The following is a 16,926-nucleotide window of genomic DNA, read 5'->3' as shown; positions in this document are numbered from 1 at the left end:
TTTCCATGTCATCCGACTGCTGACAGCTTACACCTTGTGGTAGAGCTGCGAACCCTGGGCCTTGAACTCCTCGGCCTTGGCCTGCATCTCGCGCTCCAGCTCAGCGGCTTCCAGTTCGACGCTGTCGATCTTCTCCAGGCCGGCGGCGTAGTCGCGCACCTCCTGGGTGATCTTCATCGAGCAGAACTTCGGCCCGCACATCGAGCAGAAGTGCGCGACCTTGGCCGACTCCTTCGGCAGCGTCTCGTCGTGGTAGCTGCGCGCGGTGTCCGGGTCGAGGCCGAGGTTGAACTGGTCCTCCCAGCGGAACTCGAAGCGCGCCTTGCTCAGGGCGTTGTCGCGGATCTGCGCGCCCGGGTGGCCCTTGGCCAGGTCGGCGGCGTGAGCGGCGATCTTGTAGGTGATGATGCCGGTCTTCACGTCGTCCTTGTTCGGCAGGCCGAGGTGTTCTTTCGGGGTGACGTAGCACAGCATGGCGCAGCCGAACCAGCCGATCATCGCCGCGCCGATGCCGGAGGTGATGTGGTCGTAGCCCGGGGCGATGTCGGTGGTCAGCGGGCCGAGGGTGTAGAACGGCGCCTCGTCGCAGCATTCCAGCTGCTTGTCCATGTTCTCCTTGATCATGTGCATCGGCACATGGCCCGGGCCTTCGATCATGGTCTGCACGTCGTGCTTCCAGGCGATCTTGGTCAGCTCGCCGAGGGTTTCCAGTTCGCCGAACTGCGCGGCGTCGTTGGCGTCGGCGATCGAACCCGGACGCAGGCCGTCGCCCAGCGAGAAGCTGACGTCGTAGGCCTTCATGATTTCGCAGATCTCTTCGAAATGCGTGTACAGGAAGTTTTCCTGGTGGTGCGCCAGGCACCACTTGGCCATGATCGAGCCGCCACGGGAGACGATGCCGGTGACGCGCTTGGCGGTCAGCGGCACATAGCGCAGCAGCACGCCGGCGTGGATGGTGAAGTAGTCCACGCCCTGCTCGGCCTGCTCGATCAGCGTGTCGCGGAACAGCTCCCAGGTCAGGTCCTCGGCGATACCGCCGACCTTCTCCAGGGCCTGGTAGATCGGCACGGTGCCGATCGGCACCGGCGAGTTGCGGATGATCCACTCGCGGGTCTCGTGGATGTGCTTGCCGGTGGACAGGTCCATGACGGTGTCGGAGCCCCAGCGGATGCCCCAGGTCAGCTTGGCGACTTCTTCCTCGATGGAAGAACCCAGCGCCGAGTTGCCGATATTGCCGTTGATCTTCACCAGGAAGTTGCGGCCGATGATCATCGGCTCCAGCTCCACGTGGTTGATGTTGGCCGGAATGATGGCGCGGCCGCGGGCGATTTCCTCGCGGACGAACTCGGCGGTGATCTCCTTGGGAATGGCGGCGCCGAAGCTGTGGCCCGGATGCTGGGCGGCGAGCAGGCCGGCCTCGCGGGCTTCCTGCAGCTTCATGTTCTCGCGGATGGCGACGTACTCCATCTCGGGCGTGACGATACCCTGCTTGGCGTAGTGCATCTGCGTGACGTTGCGGCCGGCCTTGGCGCGGCGCGGGTTGCGCACGTGGGCGAAGCGCATCTTGGTCAGCTCGGCGTCGTTCAGACGACGCTGGCCGAATTCGGAAGACAGTCCCGGCAGGCGCTCGGTGTCGCCGCGCTCCTCGATCCAGGCGCTGCGTACGTCGGCCAGGCCCTTGCGCACGTCGATGGCGACGTCCGGGTCGGTGTACGGACCGGAGGTGTCGTAGACCAGCACCGGGGCATTCTTCTCGCCACCGAAGTCGGTGGGCGTATCGGCCAGGGAAATCTCGCGCATCGGCACGCGGATGTCCGCTCGCGAGCCCTGGACATAGACCTTGCGCGAGTTGGGGAGGGGCTGGACGGACTGCTGGTCGACCTGGGCGCTCTCGCTCAGGTTCTTCAATTCGGTGGCGCTCATCGACGGGACTCTCCACGGCACGCGGCAGGAAATGTCGGAGCGAACCTGAAAGCAGGAAAGCCCTCGCCGGACGGCGGGGGCATCTTGTTCCCTACGCGGGTACTAGCCCGATCAGGTTCAACGGGATTCGGAACTGTCCGATCTCAGCCTGCGACTCCAGGCACCCCGACAAGAAACCCGAGCAGTTTAATCGGCCTCTGCGCATGGGGCCAGTGGTTCGGACGAGCGCCCTGCCGGCAGGCTGCGCGACCTACGCGGCAGTGGCCGCGTCATCGCCCCTGTCCTGGCGACCGCCGGGAATCGCCAGCAGTATCGCCACGGGTAGCCAGAACACCGTCCAGTAAACGCTGGGGCGGGTAATGATCCGTTCGACATCCGTCAGCAGGGCAATCAGCGCGAAAACCAAGGCGGGAAAAGCCAGGCGAACCCAGGGATCGTCGCGCAGTCGCCATGCCTTGCGAGCCACGCCGAGCAGGCCGATGGCCATGAGCGCGAGCGAGACCAATCCGCTGTCATAAACCTGCTGCAGATACAGACTGTGGGCATGGGGAGAAATGTTCACGCCATCGGGCCAGTTATATACGAAGGGCGTCCCCAACCCGTAGCCGAACAGCCAATGCCCCTGCATGACCTCGAAGAAGTACTGCCAGATCGCCTCGCGCCCGGACAGTTGCTGCGTCTGCACCTCGAAGGTCAGTGCTTGCCAATAAAGCATGCCGACGCCCAGCAGCAGCACCAGAAATGCCGCGGATAGCCACCATCCGCGCCGCGAGTTCTGCACCAGCACCGCCGCAAGGCAACCGCCGAGCACGCCGAACCAGGCCCCGCGCGCATAGGTGAACACGACATACAGCACCAGAACGCCGAACATCGCCAGAGCGACGGAGGCGGCCTTGGTGCCGACCTTCCGATCTATCGCATAACCGAACACCCAGACCGCTATCGCTCCATGAAAAATCCCGGCGATCACCGGCCAGCCATAATTGGCGAAGTCACCGTATCCCAGCCGATCGATGCGATACGCTCGATAAGCCAGCGGCTTATCAAGCAGGAAGAACTGATAGATCAGACTGGCCAGGGCGCCCAGCGCCACCACCACGAAGCCGGCCATCAAGGCCCGGCGCAGATGGGCTTCCCCCTGCCTCAACAGGATTGCGAGCGCGGCCAGAAAGAGCGCGATGAACATCGCGCACTTCGCCAGATCCAGCGGGCGCTTTTCCGCATTCGTGCTCCAGAGCGTGCTACTCGCGACCCAAGCGAGAAAAAGCAGCCATGGCAGATATTCGACCGAAACGCGGATGGGCGCGCGGCTGACCAGCTTGCAGACCAGCGCAATCAAGGCCGGCAGCAGTAGCCCCAGGTAGACCTGAGTGTTGTGGGCGCTGCCTGACTGCAGCCACACCTGTCCGCTCAACTGAACGAACAGGCCAAGCGCCAGAATTCCCGGCAGGAGCCGACTCCAGACGCGAGAGTTCTTCGTATCGATAATCCGCGAAACCATTTCCACCACAAAACCCCTTGGAAACCACTCACTCAGTAAGCATTTTCCCCAATGAACCCCTTGAAAATCGTCCAAAATATGATTTTCAGATCCAGCCACATCGACCAGTTGTCGATGTACCAAAGGTCGTATTCGACACGCTTCTGCATCTTTTCCAAGGTATCGGTCTCACCCCGGTAGCCATTCACCTGGGCCCAGCCGGTGATGCCTGGCTTGACCTTGTGACGCTGCATGTAGGATTCGACCAGATCCTTGTAGTACTCGTTGTGCGCCAGGGCATGCGGCCGGGGACCGACGATGGACATACGCCCCTGCATGACATTGAAGAACTGCGGCAGCTCGTCGAGGCTGGTACGCCGCAGGAAGGCACCGATTCGCGTAATACGCGGATCCTGCTTCTTCGCCTGGGTCACCTCGTCCCGCGCTTCCTGGTGCACGACCATGGAGCGGAACTTGTAGACCTTGAACTTCCGGCCATTGATGCCGGTTCGGTACTGCTTGAACAGCACCGGCCCTGGCGAAGTCAGCTTGATGGCTATGGCGATTACCAGGCAGATCGGCAGGATCAGCAGCGAGATCGCCCCGCCGATCAGCAGGTCCTCGGCCCGCTTCACCCAGCGCGACGGCCCATCCATCGGACTGCAGCTGAGATCCAGCGAATATAGTCCGGCAATATGGCTGATCCTGTGATTGAGCAACGGCAGATCGCCCCACTCGGGAATGAAGCGTATCTCTACCGTCCGATGGCGCAGGGCATAGAGCACGGAGCGAATGGCATCGCCCGCGGTCAACGGCAGGCACAGCCAAACCTCATGGGCACCCTGTTCGTCCACTTGGTCCACCAGGCGCTGCAGCCACTCCTCGCTGCGTTCGAAATGCAGGCTGGTCAGCAAGCGAAAGCCATTCTCCGCCAGCGAGCGCTCGCCATTGAGCTGGCGAGCGGCGCTGCCACCGCTATCGATCAGCAGCACGCCTTTCAGGTTGCGACCTGCCGAGCGCAGTTGACGCAGCGCGAGGAATACCACAAGGCGCAGCAGGATGCTGACCGTTCCCCCCAGCGTAACCAGGCCCATGAACCATAGCCGTGAATAGCTTTCCGCCACCTTGGTTAAGAAGACGATGCTCAAGGCGGTACCGATGGCCACCAGCCACCCCAAACACACCCTGCCCCCTAGCTGCAGGAACCCCCTGCCGCGCCAGGAATGGTAGACGCCACTCATCAGCAGGCTGAGCATGACCAGCAACGCAAAAATGAAGGTTGCCGTGGTGTAGCGGCCATCCAGCTCCAGGGAGCCGAAACGCCACAGGTGGGCCAGATACCCGACGGCGACCACCGACAGGAAGTCGACTACCGCCGCCAGCATCGCCAGAGGATAGCGCTCGGCAAAAGTCGGCTGATAGCGAGGAGGGTAAGACATTGGGAAAGTAACTCCATGTCACGAGAGAGCAATGCCACGACTACCGGGCATTGCCCCACGCCGGCTGGCAGGGATCATTTGCTGCAGGAAGCAAAGCACAACCAGAACGCGAACAACCTCTCCTGGCTTGGTTAGCATGCGTTATACAGGCAAACCACCGTGAGGGAGCGCCACTAGCGCCCGGGCGCGTTGCCCAGCTCGGCAAGCACCAGCCCCAGCTCGTGCCGCCAGTCGGTCTGCTCGATACTGCACGTCTCCCGGAGCTTGCCGCAATCCAGCACCGACCAGGCCGGGCGCGTGGCGGGCGTGGGATACTCGCTGGTGGCGATGGCCCGTACCCGCGGTGCTCGCTCCAGCAGCCCCTGCTCGACAGCCTGGCGAAAGATTTCCGTGGCGAATTGATGCCAGGTGCAGGCGGGCGTGCCGCTGAAGTGGTAGATGCCCCAGGGCAGAGCTCCCTGCTCGCGGAACTGCCGCGCCAAGGCCCAGAGCGCCCGCGCGATGCTGGCCGCCGAGGTCGGACAACCCTGCTGATCGGCGACCACCCCCAACTCCTCACGCTCGCGCCCCAGGCGCAACATGGTCTTGACGAAGTTGTTGCCGTGGCTGCCGAACACCCAGCTGGTGCGCAGGACGATGTGGCGGCTGCAATTGGCGGCCAGCATGACTTCGCCACCCAGCTTGCTGGCGCCGTAAACGCCGGTGGGGCCGGTTGCATCGGTCTCCCGATAGGGCGTTTGCGCGTCGCCGGCGAACACGTAGTCGGTGGAGATGTGCAGCACGGGAATGCCCAGGCGCTCGGCCTCCACCGCCAGGTGCGCGACGCCATCGCGGTTCACCGCCCAGGCCCGCTCCGGCTCGCTCTCCGCCTTGTCCACCGCGGTATAGGCCGCGGCGTTGATGATCAGCTGGGGTTGCAGCTCGGCGACCACCCGGGCCACCTGGCCGGCATCGGCGATATCCAGCTCGGCGGACCCCAAACCCTGGACCGAGAAGCCTTCGGGGGCCAGGCGCAACAGCTCGTGGCCGACCTGGCCACGGGCGCCGCTAATCAGCACGCGCATCTCAGGACTCCTTGCCCAGCAGCTGGCGGAGGGTCGGATTACGCTGATCCTTGGCGGACAACTGGGGAGCTTCGACGGGCCAGGGAATGTTCACATCCGCATCGTTCCACAGCAGACCGCCTTCATCCTCGGGGAAGTAAAGATCGGTGCACTTGTACTGGAAATCGGCCACATCACTGAGCACGCAGAAGCCGTGGGCATAACCCGGCGGAATCCACAGTTGGCGATGATTGTCGTCGCTCAGCTCGACGCCGACGAACTGGCCGCACGTGGGCGAATCCGGATTGATATCCACCGCCACGTCGTACACGGCACCGCGGCTGACGCTGACCAGCTTGCCCTGCGGGCGGGTCTTCTGGAAATGCAGGCCGCGCAGCACGCCGCGCGGAGAGCGGGAATGGTTGTCCTGCACGAACGGCAAGGCGATGCCGGCGTCGCGGTAACGCTCCACCTGGAAGGTTTCGATGAAGAAACCACGATGATCCCCGAATACCTTGGGCTCGATGATCAGCACGCCAGGCAGGGCCGTTTCGATCACTTTCATTGCACAGCCTCCTGGGTCAGCAGTTGCTTGAGGTACTGACCATAACCGGTCTTGCTCAGCGCCTCGGCTTGAATCGCCAGTCGCTCGGCCGAAAGCCAGCCCTGGTGATAGGCGATTTCCTCGAGGCAGGCGACCTTGAGGCCCTGGCGGGCCTCGATGGTATGCACGAAATGGCTCGCCTCCATCAGCGAGTCATGGGTACCGGTATCCAGCCAGGCGAAGCCACGACCCAGCACGCTCACGTGCAGGTCACCGCGTTGCAGATAGGCGTTATTCACGTCGGTGATTTCCAGCTCGCCGCGGGGCGACGGCTTCACCTCTTTGGCGATGCGCACCACGTCGTTGTCGTAGAAATACAGGCCGGTGACCGCATAGTGGGACTTCGGTGCCTTGGGCTTTTCCTCGATGGAAACGGCCTTGCCGCCGGCATCGAACTCGACCACGCCGAAGCGCTCCGGGTCGCTCACGTGGTAGCCGAACACCGTCGCGCCCTGAGTACGGCCGGCCGCCTCGCGCAGCATGGCGCTGAAGCCGTAGCCATAGAAGATATTGTCGCCGAGGATCAGGCACACGCTGCTGTCGCCGATGAACTCCTCGCCGATCAGAAAGGCTTGGGCGAGACCGTCCGGAGAGGGCTGCTCGGCATAGCTCAGCTCGATACCGAAGTCGGAACCGTCACCCAGCAGCTTGCGGAAGTTGGGTAGATCGTCCGGAGTGGAGATGATCAGCACCTCGCGAATGCCGGCCAGCATCAGCACCGACAGCGGATAATAGATCATCGGCTTGTCGTAGATCGGCAACAGCTGCTTGGAAACGCCACGCGTGATGGGGTGCAATCGGGTGCCGGAGCCACCGGCGAGAATTATGCCTTTCATTGAGTAGGATCCTTACAGAAGAAATCAAAACTCCGAACCTTCAAAGTACTTAAACCAATCGCCTCGGCAATAAACTGACAGTCTGACGAAAAGCATACCGAGAGAGACCAGCAAAACTCAGAAAGCGGAGCCATCCTTCTTTTTCAATTTTTTGCCAAAGTCTCGCGCACCGGCAAGAGTAAAATGGCCCGTATCAAAATAAAGATATTCACCGGTATCTTCAGACAGAATATCGCACCGCCGCTCGGCACCACACTGCACATCGAGCGCACTAATATAGTGAACATCCTTCACTCCAACATCGCCAGCGAAGAAATCCTTCAATTCGCGATCATAGTCAAAAAGATTTTTCCGCTGATAACCTCTCGAATATTGATTTATACCCGAGGCAGTCACAATTCTTTCGGACTGCGCGTACTTCGATATATTCAATGCACTTTCATCAAATGTCATCTTTGGGCCCACAACATAAATCGGGGCCGATGTAACCTGCCGAATCTCCTGCAGGACCTTGACAAGCCCCTCAAAATCCTTTCCGCTCCAGTTATCATGAAGGTAAATAACATCAGCAGACCTCAACTCAGGACTCTCGATGACTCCCAAAAACTTTTCCCGACACAGATCCGCCTTGTCAGGAAAAACCGCATTGAATCCAAAGTTGAAGCAATGAAAGGTCGTCTCGATAAGTTTTATGGTTCCGACGAAGTCGTTTTCCGTGAGCGCATATGAAAAATCGTACGCATGCGAGTTCCCCACCACCAGAACCTGCTTCGCAATTTTCCCTTCTGCAAAGCTCGTATCCTTTGTCTTAATATCCACCCAGTAGCGCAGGCGCTCGGCATCCAATTGTTCCTGGGTAAGCATTGCGTAGGGGAACCGCTCCGGAAGCCCGTTTTTCAAGTAAACAAAAACTGGCCCCACGAAAACGAAAGAAATGGCCAACGCCCCTGCAATGGCGACCATCCGCCCCTTCCGCTGACCAGCAGTACGGAAAGGCCTCTCCACAAAATACCAGCTGACAAAGCCTATCAGTACAGAGGACAAAATGGCCCCCAGAGCCACCAACGGAGTCAGGTCGACTCTCAAGTACCTCAAAATGCTTGCTACCGGCCAGTGCCACAAATAAAGAGAGTAGGATATCAAGCCGATAAAAACGAAGGGCTTGAGCGACAAGATCCTCGAGCCAAGGCTTCGCCCAAAACTCGGAGCCGCGATTACCAGGGCGGCGCCCAAACAAGGGATAAAAGCGTTAATCCCAGGAAAGCTTGAGCCCTTCCCCAAGAGCACAGCTGCAGCAAAAATCAAAAACAGTCCAAAGAACGATAGGGCCTCAGCAACAACAGGACGTACCTCTCGCCCCTCGCCCCGAAAATTGAGGAAAAGCGCCAGGGAGCAGCCCAAAAGCAGCTCACCTGCGCGAAACGGCAACAAGAAGTACGCCCCACTATACCCCCGCTCGACCCCGACCTCAGAAAGCCAGAATGAAAGCAGCGCAGAGGCGAGAATCACCCAACAAAGCGCCCGACCACGAAAAAATTTATATGCCAAATAAAACAGGAATGGCCAGCAAAAATAAAACTGCTCCTCAACCGAAAGAGACCATATATGCAGGAGGGGCATCTCTTCAGCATCGGGCGAAAAATACCCTCCCGAGTTCTGCCAAAAAAATATGTTCGCCGAGAACAATAGGGAACTGAGGACACCTTTAGCCAGAAGGCTATAGTCGGCCGGCAGATAAAAGAAATAACCAGCAACTAAAACAGCGCCCAACATGACATACAATGCCGGCAACAACCGGAATGCTCGCTTGGTGTAAAACTGACCAAACGACCACACTCCCGCCGCCATCTGGCTCGATATGATATTTGTTATCAGATAGCCAGAAATTACAAAAAATACATCAACCCCGACGAACCCACCACTAAACAGACCGATGCCAAAGTGATTCAAAACCACCAAAGAAACAGCAACAGCCCTTAGCCCATCAATATCAGGCCTATATGTAATCGTAGCCATACAACCCCTAAATACGATAAAGCCCTGAAACGCCTAAAAACACTTAAAAGTCAGAAATCCTAAATAACAAACCCCGCTGGCACTCTACGACGCATGCCAGCGGGGCTGGGCAAGACTGAGGTTGCTTAACGATGGTAACCAAGCCGCCCCAGCCGGTAATCCCCGCTGAGTACGCGCTCCCACCAGTTGCGGTTGTCCAGATACCACTGCACGGTCTTGCGGATGCCGCTTTCGAAGGTTTCCTCCGGTACCCAGCCCAGTTCGCGCTGGATCTTGGCGGCATCGATGGCATAGCGCAGATCGTGCCCCGGGCGATCCTTGACGAAGGTGATCAGGTCCCGATAGTGGGCAACTCCTTCCGGCTTGTTCGGCGCCAGTTCCTCGAGCAGCGCGCAGAGCGTTTGCACCACCTCGAGGTTGCGCTTCTCGTTGTGCCCGCCGATGTTGTAGGTCTCGCCTACCTGGCCACGCGAGACCACTTCCACCAGTGCGCGGGCATGGTCCTCCACGAATAGCCAGTCGCGGATCTGCGAGCCGTCGCCATACACCGGCAGCGGCTTGCCGGCCAGGGCGTTGAGGATCATGTGCGGGATCAGCTTCTCGGGGAAGTGGTAGGGCCCGTAGTTGTTCGAGCAGTTGGTGACCAGCACCGGCAGGCCGTAGGTACGCTGCCAGGCCCGTACCAGATGATCGGAGCTGGCTTTGGACGCCGAGTAGGGCGAGCTGGGCGCGTAGGGCGTGGTCTCGGTGAACAGGTCGTCGGTGCCTTCCAGGTCGCCGTACACCTCGTCGGTGGAGATGTGGTGGAAGCGGAAGGCTTCCCTGGCTTCCGGCGCCAGGCCGTTCCAGTAGCGTCGGGCCGCCTCCAGCAGGGTATAGGTACCGACGATGTTGGTCTGGATGAAATCGGCCGGCCCGTCGATGGAGCGATCCACGTGGGACTCGGCAGCCAGATGCATCACCGCATCCGGGCGGAACTCCGCGAAGACGCGATCCAGGGCGGCCGCGTCGCAGATGTCGACCTGGTAGAAACGATAGCGCGGCGACCCGGCCACCTCGACCAGCGACTCCAGATTGCCGGCGTAGGTCAGCTTGTCGAGGTTGGCGACCTCGCAGGCGGTGTTGCGGATCAGGTGGCGGACGACGGCCGAACCAATGAAGCCGGCACCGCCAGTGACGAGAATACGTGAAGTCATGGGAAACTCTTGATTACTTGGTGGGATACCAGCGGACCAGCAACTCTTCGTACTCACCCAGCACCTGCGGCCAGGTGAAGCGCTCATGGAAGCGCACACCGCTGCCGGCCTTCATGCGAGCCACGGCGGCATCGTCCGTCAGCAGACGGTCGAACAGCGCGGCGCAGGCCGACTCATCCTGGAAGTAGGCAGCATCGGGGCCGGCCACCCAGCGGTTGAAGTGGTTGTCGTGGGCGATCACGGCGCAGCCCGCTCCCAATGCCTCCACCAGCGACGGGTTGGTACCACCGACGCGATGGCCGTGCAAGTAGAAGCGGCTGTACCGGCGCAAGGCCTGCACGACCGGCGCCTCGTAGATCGCGCCCGGGAAGATCACCTCGGCGCCGGCCGCATCCATCACCTGCCGGTGGTAGGGATTGTCGTCCGGCTTGAAGTTGCCCAGCACGACCAAGCGGTGATTGCGCGGGCGGCGGCTGAAGGCCCGCACCATTTCCAGGAAGGAGTTCTCCGGCTCGGGACGGGCGATGACCACCGAGAAGCGTCCAGGCTCCACGCCGTAGGGCGCCAGCAGGCTGGCATCGGCGCCGTTCACCTCGTCGCCCCCGTAGGGAATCATGGTGATCTTGTCGGCGCTGACGCGGGTCGCCAGGTGCTCCTTGATCTTCGGATGGTCGGCGACCAGGTGATTGCCGATCCAGCAGCCGGCACGCTCGTTCAGCCAGAACCAGGTCTTGGCGATCGTCCCCCACTTTTCGCGGCGCCACTCGATGCCATCCATGTTGATGACGTTGGTCTGGCCCTTGAGCCGCTGCATCAGGTTGAAGATCGCGGTGTTGTAACCGAGCGTGAGGAACAGTCCCTGTTCGGAAAGCGCGTGGCGGGTGGCCTTCCAGTCGAAGATGACCGTCCCCGCGGCACCACCCCGGCTCACCGGGATATGGATGCGCCGCACGCCGCACCAGGTACTCTCCCAAGCCTCCCCGCTGCCATCCTCCTGACAGTACACGGTGACCCGCCATCCCTGCCCCACCAGGAACAGGGAAAGCTTTTCGGCGAAGGTCTCGAAACCACCGTGCTGCGCAGGAACACCGCGGATGCCGAGAATGAGAAGATGCTTGTACGTCATGCAAAAACCTTATGACTCGATGACGCTGGCGATCTTTTCCTCAAAGTTCGCCAGACAAAAATCCTTGGCCCGCGCTCGCGCGTTGCGTGCCAGGCGCAAATGTTGCTCGCGATCGTCGGCGAGCTGGCCGATCACCTCGGCAATTCTCCCGGTCTCGTAGCAGGAAATCAGAAAGCCTTCCCGACCGTCGCTGACGATCTCGGCGGGACCGCCGACGGGGGGAACCACGACCGGCAGGCCCTGGGCCATGCCCTCCAGGATGGTCAGACCGAAGGTCTCCACCCACTCGTCGGGACGCGACAGATTGAGCAGCAGGTCGGCCTGCTCGTAGAAACGTGCCACATCGACCTGGCGCGGAAACAGGGCGACGTTGGTCGGGATGGCGACACCGGCGAGCAAGGACTCCATTTCCGCGGGGTCGGCGTTCAGCACCAGGGTGAAGCGTATCTCGGGGCGGTCGAGCAGCTTGCCCGCGATGTCGAAAAACTCCGGAACGCCCTTGTAGGCCTTCAGGGAGCACACCATCAGCACGTTGAACGTCCCGGTTGCAGCCCGCTCGGGCCGCTGCGTCACCACGCCGTCGAGGGCGTTGTGCACCACGTACTGGCACTTGCCGGCGAAGCCTTCGGCCTGGCGCAGATAGTCCGACACGAAGACGATTTTCCGCGCCGTCAGGCTGATGACCTGGCGCAGGAAGCGCTTGAGCAGGGCCGGGCGCAGCGAGGTCTCGTGGACGTGATAAACCACCGACTTGCCCATCAGGCGCGCCGCCAGGGCGGCGCCGAAGGGCATCATGGTATTTACGTAGAACACCACGTCCTGCCGCCAGTAGCGCAGGCAGAACAGGAACAGAAAGGCCTGCGACAGCAGGTAGTAGAACAGGGTGACCAGCTTGTTTTCCGAGCGGCGGTAAAAGATCTCCCGGCGGATACCCGGCAGGTCGCTGAGGAAACCATCGGCATGGCTGCTGGTCAGCACTTCGATGGCCGTCCCGCGCTGGCTCATGGCCCGCACGACCTGGGAAAGAACCTTGGGGCTGCCGCTGCGATCGTTGAACAGGTGGACGAAGACCAGCTTGCTCATACGTCGAACCTGCCCTTGAGGCGCTTGGCTGGAACGCCGCCGTAGATCGAATTGGCCTGATAGTGCCCCTGGGTCACCAGTGCCCCGGCGGCGACGATGCAACCGTCCTCGATGACGGCGCCATCCAGGATGGTCACCTTCGCGCCGATCCAGCAGCCCTTGCCGACCTTGATGCCGACATGGGAAACACCCTGCGCCCTGATCGGCAGCTCGGGATCGGCGTAGTTGTGGTTTTCCGCATGGAAGGACACGTAGTTGCCGATGATGGTGTCGTCACCGATCTCGATCCCCCCGGCACAGCCCAGGAAGGAATTGGAGCCGACCCCGACGTTGTTGCCCAGCACCAGTCCCTTGCCCAGATAACGGAGACTGCCGGTGCACTCGATGATGGTTCTTTTCTGGATCGATACGTGATCGCCGAACACCACGCCTTCGCGCGACAACGCGTTGACCACGCAGTGATCGTCGATGCTGACCGAGCGCCCGAAGCGCATCTGCGAGGTGGCCAGCAGCTGGGTGCCCCTGCCGACCATGACCAGCTGCCGCAGACGCAGCAGGCCACGCAGGCACATCATCGCCTTGGCGAAGGCGAATTGCAGAAGATAACCATCGGTCACCCGGTCATCCAGCTTGAACTCTTCACCTTTCAGGCGCGAAGCGGCACGACACAACAACTTGTTTATTATCATATTTGCAGGAATCTTTTGTCGCGGAACCGAACGGCGAGCTTGACCTTCATCAGCAGGTAATAGGCACGCATCGCCAGTTTGAAAGGGAACGAGGTCCTTTCGAAAATCACGTTCATGGCACGGATGTTATCGCGCCACCTGAAAAGCATCCGGTCAGGCGACTCCTTCGAATCCGCCGACAAGCTGTGGTCGATCTGCGAGTCGAACACGTAGATCCGCGAATAGAACTCCTCGTACCTCACGAAAAATTCGGTATCGGTACCGTAGAAGTTCAAGCGCTCGTCGTAGAGCGGCTGCATGCGCTCGTAGCAGTCGCGGGTGATCAGCGTGGCGCTGTTGATCGCCAGCAGGTTATGCGCGCTTATCGGGCCGCTGGCGACCTGATCGAGCAGATAACCTCTGAACAGTTGGCGCCCACCCGGACTGACCAGGCGACCGCCGGAGAGAATCTTGGGAATGAAGCAGCCGACACTCTGGCGTCTCTGCGCATCGCCCAGGAATTCCTTGACGATGCCGAGATTTTTCCTGAAGTCGTACTGCCGGTAGTCGGTATCGTCGTCCGAGATCATCAGCAGCTCGCCGCCGGCCTCGAAGGTCGACCTGGCCACCTGGTTGTAGATGACCGGCAGCTTGACGTTCTCGCCTTCCAGCCAGACCACTGCCTCATGCTCGAGCGGCGCGGTGAATCCCGGAGAGTTGTTCCAGACATAGATCGTCGGAGCAAAACCGGCATCGCGCATTTCGCCCAGCGCCGCGATCAGCGAGCGCAGCGAAGAGGATTCGCCATGCTGCTTGCGGTACAACACGACCACGATACTAAGCCCGAGCATTTTTCGCTCCATACAGCGCAACGGAAACAATCATCAGCAGCAGATAGAACCCGGGTGAGTTGTAGAAGGACTGAAACAGCGCGCCATAGAAAAACACCGGCATGATGACCAGTGCGGTCAGGCTCAACGTCTGGTTCCAGTTCCCGGCTGCTTCCCGGTGGGACACGTAGCTATCGACCACGCGCAGATAGCACACCACGAAGCCGACGACGAACAGCAGGACAAACAGCCCGAAACTCGCGGCAAGATTCAGCCACAACGAGTCGAACCAGTATTGCTGCCCCGGCCCCACCGAGGAAAAGCCCAGGCCGAGCGGGCTCTCGACCACCTTGTCGAGCACGAAGCTCCACTGCACCAGGCGTCCGAGGGCGGACAGATCCTTGGTATAGCCGAGCCCGATATACAAGAAGGTCGCCGCGGACAGCACGAAGACATACAGGAAGGCGGTGATTGCGATGCTCCACCGAGTTCTCAGCCGAACCACCAGGAGCATGTAGGCGAACGCGCTCACCAGGCACATCTGCGCGCTTCTGACCGTGGACTGGGAAACCACATAGCCCAGAAACGCCAAGAGCGCGAAGAGCAGGAAACTCCGCTTGCGCACCACCAACCACGGCGTGTGGCGGCGCTCCGAGAGGAGCCGCGCCAGGCCCATGAAGAACACGAAGGTGACGAAGAAGGCAAACTCCAGAGGCGAGGTGAAGAAACCGCTGATCCGCGGCACGCCGTTACGGAAAGAGTCGTACTCGTGGATCTCCAGCCCCATCGCCACCAGGGGGTGGTAGTACCAGAACTGCTCCCAGTGCTTGATGGAATACAGCTGGTAGATGGCATAGATGCCGCCCGCCAGCGCGATCAGCAGCATCACTTTGAAGAAGTACCGGGAACGCGCCTCCGTATCGACGCCCACCAGCCGGCCGACGATCACGGCAAACACCAGCGGGGTGAAGATGCTCCGGAAAGTCCGCAACGCCCCCTCGGAGAGGTCGCCGAACACCGGCAAGGACACCAAGAGCGCTCCCAGGACGATGAAGATGCGGGTATTGACCGGGCCCAGCGCGCTACGCAACAACACCCAGCACAGCAGCAGGAACAGGAAGGCCAGGGCAACCAGTTCCTTCCACAGATTCAGCCCGTAGTGCCCGCCGAAGTGGTGCTCCATGCTGAGAAAAACGAAATCATGGAAGAACAGCAGCCCCAGAAGGAGCGCCAACACCGCCTTGTAGGGCTGGAACAGGCTCTCCTCAGCCGGCCAGGCCACTCCCGCGCTACCGTCTCGCGTGGCGTCGACAACCGCATCTGTACTATCGCTGGCCTGCACGAATTTCCTCCAGGACACGCCCAGCAGCCACCCGGGCTCCGAGTGCACGCTCACCTATTTGTACCGGCGCGCCAATAGTTCCAGCGCCAGGCAATCCACCGCGACCCGCAACGTCCAGGCGATCGCCGCACCGGCGAGGGAATAGTTGAGGACCAGGTAATACAGGGCGCCGAAATAGGGCAGTACTTCCGCGGTGTGCAGCAAGGCGGTCACTCTGGCGTGCCCTGCGGCCTGGATCTTCGCATAGGGAATCTGCGCTACCGCATTGAACACGAAGCCCACCAGCAGGATCTGCAAAACCAGTACCGCCTCGCCCAGGTAGGCCTCGCCCATCCACAAGCGCAGGATATCCGCGGCGAACAGGCCGATGCCCAGGGCCAGCAGCAGGCAAATGCCGAGCAACAGCCAGAAACCCAGGCGCGCCTCCGCCTCGGCATCCTTATGCCGGGCGCTCAGCCGCGGAAAGATTACCTTGGCGACGGCGATCGGGATGATCAGCAGCCGAGTCACCGCCTCCGCCGGGGCCGTGTAGAAGGCCACGCTCTTCGCACCGACCACGCTGGAAATGAAGAAGCGGTCGAAGTAGACCATCATCGGGCTGATGATGTTGCTGACCGTGATCCAGCCACCGAAGCCCAACAGCTCGCGCAGCGTCGGCAGGTCGACGGTCCACAGCTGGCGCTTGCTGCCGGCCCACAGTCCCCACAGATAGGCGATCAGCATCGACACCACCCGCCCGGCGACCAGACCGGCAATGGCGCTGACCAGGGTCGGCTGGAGCAACACGGTGCCCAGCGGCGCCAGCGCCATGCACAGGCCGGAAATGCTTTTCAGCATGTTCAGCTTGTAGAAGTCGCCGAGCCCCTCCAGGTAGGAAAACCACACCATGCTCAGCAACAGCGCCGGCACGGCCAGGCTCAGGCACTGCAGGGCGCTTCTGGCCCCCTCGGCGGAGGCGGCGGAAACGGACAGCTTGAGCACCAGCCAGTCGGCGGAGAAATACAGCAGCGCCGCCGCGACGATGCTCAGTGCCAGCACGAAACAACTGGCCGTGCCGATGACCCGAGCGACTTTCTCCGCCGACTGCGCATGGATGGCGACGGCGCGTACGACAGCGCGCGACAGCCCCAGGTCGAAGAGACTGGCATAGCCCACCACCGCATAGCACAGCGTGAAGATGCCGAAGTTCTCCACCCCCAGCACCCGCGCCAGATAGCCCATGGCGGGAATCGCGACAGCCACCGGAACGGCGATACCCAGCATGTTCCAGAAGCTGTTTTTCAGAAGACTCATATGCTCGAGAGCTCGTAATTCCAATTTCTCGCCGGCCCGGCCGACCG

14 protein-coding genes and 1 riboswitch are annotated in these 16,926 nt (G+C 61.0%); all 14 genes read right to left on the bottom strand.

The features are described 5' to 3' along the window. Positions 1–27: 27 nt before the first annotated feature. The 14 genes from thiC to LMJ29_RS14835 all read right to left on the bottom strand — a co-directional run bounded on the left by thiC (position 28) and on the right by LMJ29_RS14835 (position 16,879). A complete protein-coding gene (gene thiC, locus LMJ29_RS14900) occupies positions 28–1,923 on the bottom strand; it encodes a phosphomethylpyrimidine synthase ThiC (RefSeq protein ID WP_229606300.1) in 1,896 nt (631 codons plus the stop codon). A gap of 71 nt (positions 1,924–1,994) precedes the next feature. Beyond that, a riboswitch (TPP riboswitch) is annotated at positions 1,995–2,101 on the bottom strand. 72 nt (positions 2,102–2,173) lie between these two features. Beyond that, the gene (locus tag LMJ29_RS14895) at positions 2,174–3,424 is read right to left on the bottom strand and encodes an O-antigen ligase family protein (RefSeq protein WP_229606341.1); all 1,251 of its coding nucleotides are present in this window, start codon (positions 3,422–3,424) and stop codon (positions 2,174–2,176) included. Between the two features lie 32 nt (positions 3,425–3,456). Next, on the bottom strand, positions 3,457–4,842 hold the full coding sequence (locus LMJ29_RS14890; protein WP_229606299.1) for an undecaprenyl-phosphate glucose phosphotransferase: 1,386 nt from the start codon (positions 4,840–4,842) through the stop codon (positions 3,457–3,459). Positions 4,843–5,015: 173 nt separating this feature from the next. Further along, entirely contained in the window at positions 5,016–5,906 is an 891-nt protein-coding gene (gene rfbD, locus LMJ29_RS14885) for a dTDP-4-dehydrorhamnose reductase (protein ID WP_229606298.1), read from the bottom strand. A gap of 1 nt (position 5,907) precedes the next feature. After that, complete coding sequence (gene rfbC / locus LMJ29_RS14880) at positions 5,908–6,450, bottom strand: dTDP-4-dehydrorhamnose 3,5-epimerase (protein ID WP_229606297.1); 543 nt, start codon at positions 6,448–6,450, stop codon at positions 5,908–5,910. Then, a complete protein-coding gene (gene rfbA / locus LMJ29_RS14875; protein ID WP_229606296.1) occupies positions 6,447–7,325 on the bottom strand; it encodes a glucose-1-phosphate thymidylyltransferase RfbA in 879 nt (292 codons plus the stop codon). Before rfbA ends, rfbC begins: the two co-directional genes overlap by 4 nt. A gap of 117 nt (positions 7,326–7,442) precedes the next feature. After that, entirely contained in the window at positions 7,443–9,341 is a 1,899-nt protein-coding gene (locus LMJ29_RS14870; RefSeq protein WP_229606295.1) for an acyltransferase family protein, read from the bottom strand. Between the two features lie 125 nt (positions 9,342–9,466). Continuing rightward, positions 9,467–10,537 carry a dTDP-glucose 4,6-dehydratase gene (gene rfbB / locus LMJ29_RS14865; protein WP_229606294.1) on the bottom strand — a complete coding sequence of 357 codons (1,071 nt, stop codon included), beginning with the start codon at positions 10,535–10,537 and terminating at the stop codon, positions 9,467–9,469. 13 nt (positions 10,538–10,550) lie between these two features. Further along, on the bottom strand, positions 10,551–11,663 hold the full coding sequence (locus LMJ29_RS14860; protein WP_229606293.1) for a DUF1972 domain-containing protein: 1,113 nt from the start codon (positions 11,661–11,663) through the stop codon (positions 10,551–10,553). A 9-nt stretch (positions 11,664–11,672) separates the two neighbouring features. Then, positions 11,673–12,746 carry a glycosyltransferase family 4 protein gene (locus LMJ29_RS14855; protein WP_229606292.1) on the bottom strand — a complete coding sequence of 358 codons (1,074 nt, stop codon included), beginning with the start codon at positions 12,744–12,746 and terminating at the stop codon, positions 11,673–11,675. Beyond that, the gene (locus tag LMJ29_RS14850; protein ID WP_229606291.1) at positions 12,743–13,435 is read right to left on the bottom strand and encodes an acyltransferase; all 693 of its coding nucleotides are present in this window, start codon (positions 13,433–13,435) and stop codon (positions 12,743–12,745) included. The genes LMJ29_RS14855 and LMJ29_RS14850 overlap by 4 nt, the downstream gene beginning before the upstream one ends. After that, positions 13,432–14,265: a glycosyltransferase family protein gene (locus tag LMJ29_RS14845; RefSeq protein ID WP_229606290.1), complete on the bottom strand. Its 834-nt coding sequence runs from the start codon at positions 14,263–14,265 to the stop codon at positions 13,432–13,434. The genes LMJ29_RS14850 and LMJ29_RS14845 overlap by 4 nt, the downstream gene beginning before the upstream one ends. Then, on the bottom strand, positions 14,252–15,586 hold the full coding sequence (locus LMJ29_RS14840; RefSeq protein WP_229606289.1) for a hypothetical protein: 1,335 nt from the start codon (positions 15,584–15,586) through the stop codon (positions 14,252–14,254). The genes LMJ29_RS14845 and LMJ29_RS14840 overlap by 14 nt, the downstream gene beginning before the upstream one ends. A gap of 54 nt (positions 15,587–15,640) precedes the next feature. After that, positions 15,641–16,879, bottom strand: a complete 1,239-nt coding sequence (locus tag LMJ29_RS14835; protein WP_229606288.1) for a flippase — start codon at positions 16,877–16,879, stop codon at positions 15,641–15,643. Positions 16,880–16,926: the final 47 nt, after the last annotated feature.

The sequence above is a fragment of the Pseudomonas oryzagri genome, from assembly GCF_020831405.1.
GTDB lineage: Bacteria > Pseudomonadota > Gammaproteobacteria > Pseudomonadales > Pseudomonadaceae > Geopseudomonas > Geopseudomonas oryzagri.
Note: the sequence above shows the minus strand (reverse complement) of the source record. Positions and strands in the feature narration are given on the sequence as shown.

What these genes read in the sequence shown, in the direction of transcription:
- thiC (WP_229606300.1), bottom strand. Translation starts at nt 1,923, where the DNA reads ATGAGCGCCACCGAATTGAAGAACCTGAGCGAGAGCGCCCAGGTCGAC.
- LMJ29_RS14895 (WP_229606341.1), bottom strand. Translation starts at nt 3,424, where the DNA reads ATGGTTTCGCGGATTATCGATACGAAGAACTCTCGCGTCTGGAGTCGG.
- LMJ29_RS14890 (WP_229606299.1), bottom strand. Translation starts at nt 4,842, where the DNA reads ATGTCTTACCCTCCTCGCTATCAGCCGACTTTTGCCGAGCGCTATCCT.
- rfbD (WP_229606298.1), bottom strand. Translation starts at nt 5,906, where the DNA reads ATGCGCGTGCTGATTAGCGGCGCCCGTGGCCAGGTCGGCCACGAGCTG.
- rfbC (WP_229606297.1), bottom strand. Translation starts at nt 6,450, where the DNA reads ATGAAAGTGATCGAAACGGCCCTGCCTGGCGTGCTGATCATCGAGCCC.
- rfbA (WP_229606296.1), bottom strand. Translation starts at nt 7,325, where the DNA reads ATGAAAGGCATAATTCTCGCCGGTGGCTCCGGCACCCGATTGCACCCC.
- LMJ29_RS14870 (WP_229606295.1), bottom strand. Translation starts at nt 9,341, where the DNA reads ATGGCTACGATTACATATAGGCCTGATATTGATGGGCTAAGGGCTGTT.
- rfbB (WP_229606294.1), bottom strand. Translation starts at nt 10,537, where the DNA reads ATGACTTCACGTATTCTCGTCACTGGCGGTGCCGGCTTCATTGGTTCG.
- LMJ29_RS14860 (WP_229606293.1), bottom strand. Translation starts at nt 11,663, where the DNA reads ATGACGTACAAGCATCTTCTCATTCTCGGCATCCGCGGTGTTCCTGCG.
- LMJ29_RS14855 (WP_229606292.1), bottom strand. Translation starts at nt 12,746, where the DNA reads ATGAGCAAGCTGGTCTTCGTCCACCTGTTCAACGATCGCAGCGGCAGC.
- LMJ29_RS14850 (WP_229606291.1), bottom strand. Translation starts at nt 13,435, where the DNA reads ATGATAATAAACAAGTTGTTGTGTCGTGCCGCTTCGCGCCTGAAAGGT.
- LMJ29_RS14845 (WP_229606290.1), bottom strand. Translation starts at nt 14,265, where the DNA reads ATGCTCGGGCTTAGTATCGTGGTCGTGTTGTACCGCAAGCAGCATGGC.
- LMJ29_RS14835 (WP_229606288.1), bottom strand. Translation starts at nt 16,879, where the DNA reads ATGAGTCTTCTGAAAAACAGCTTCTGGAACATGCTGGGTATCGCCGTT.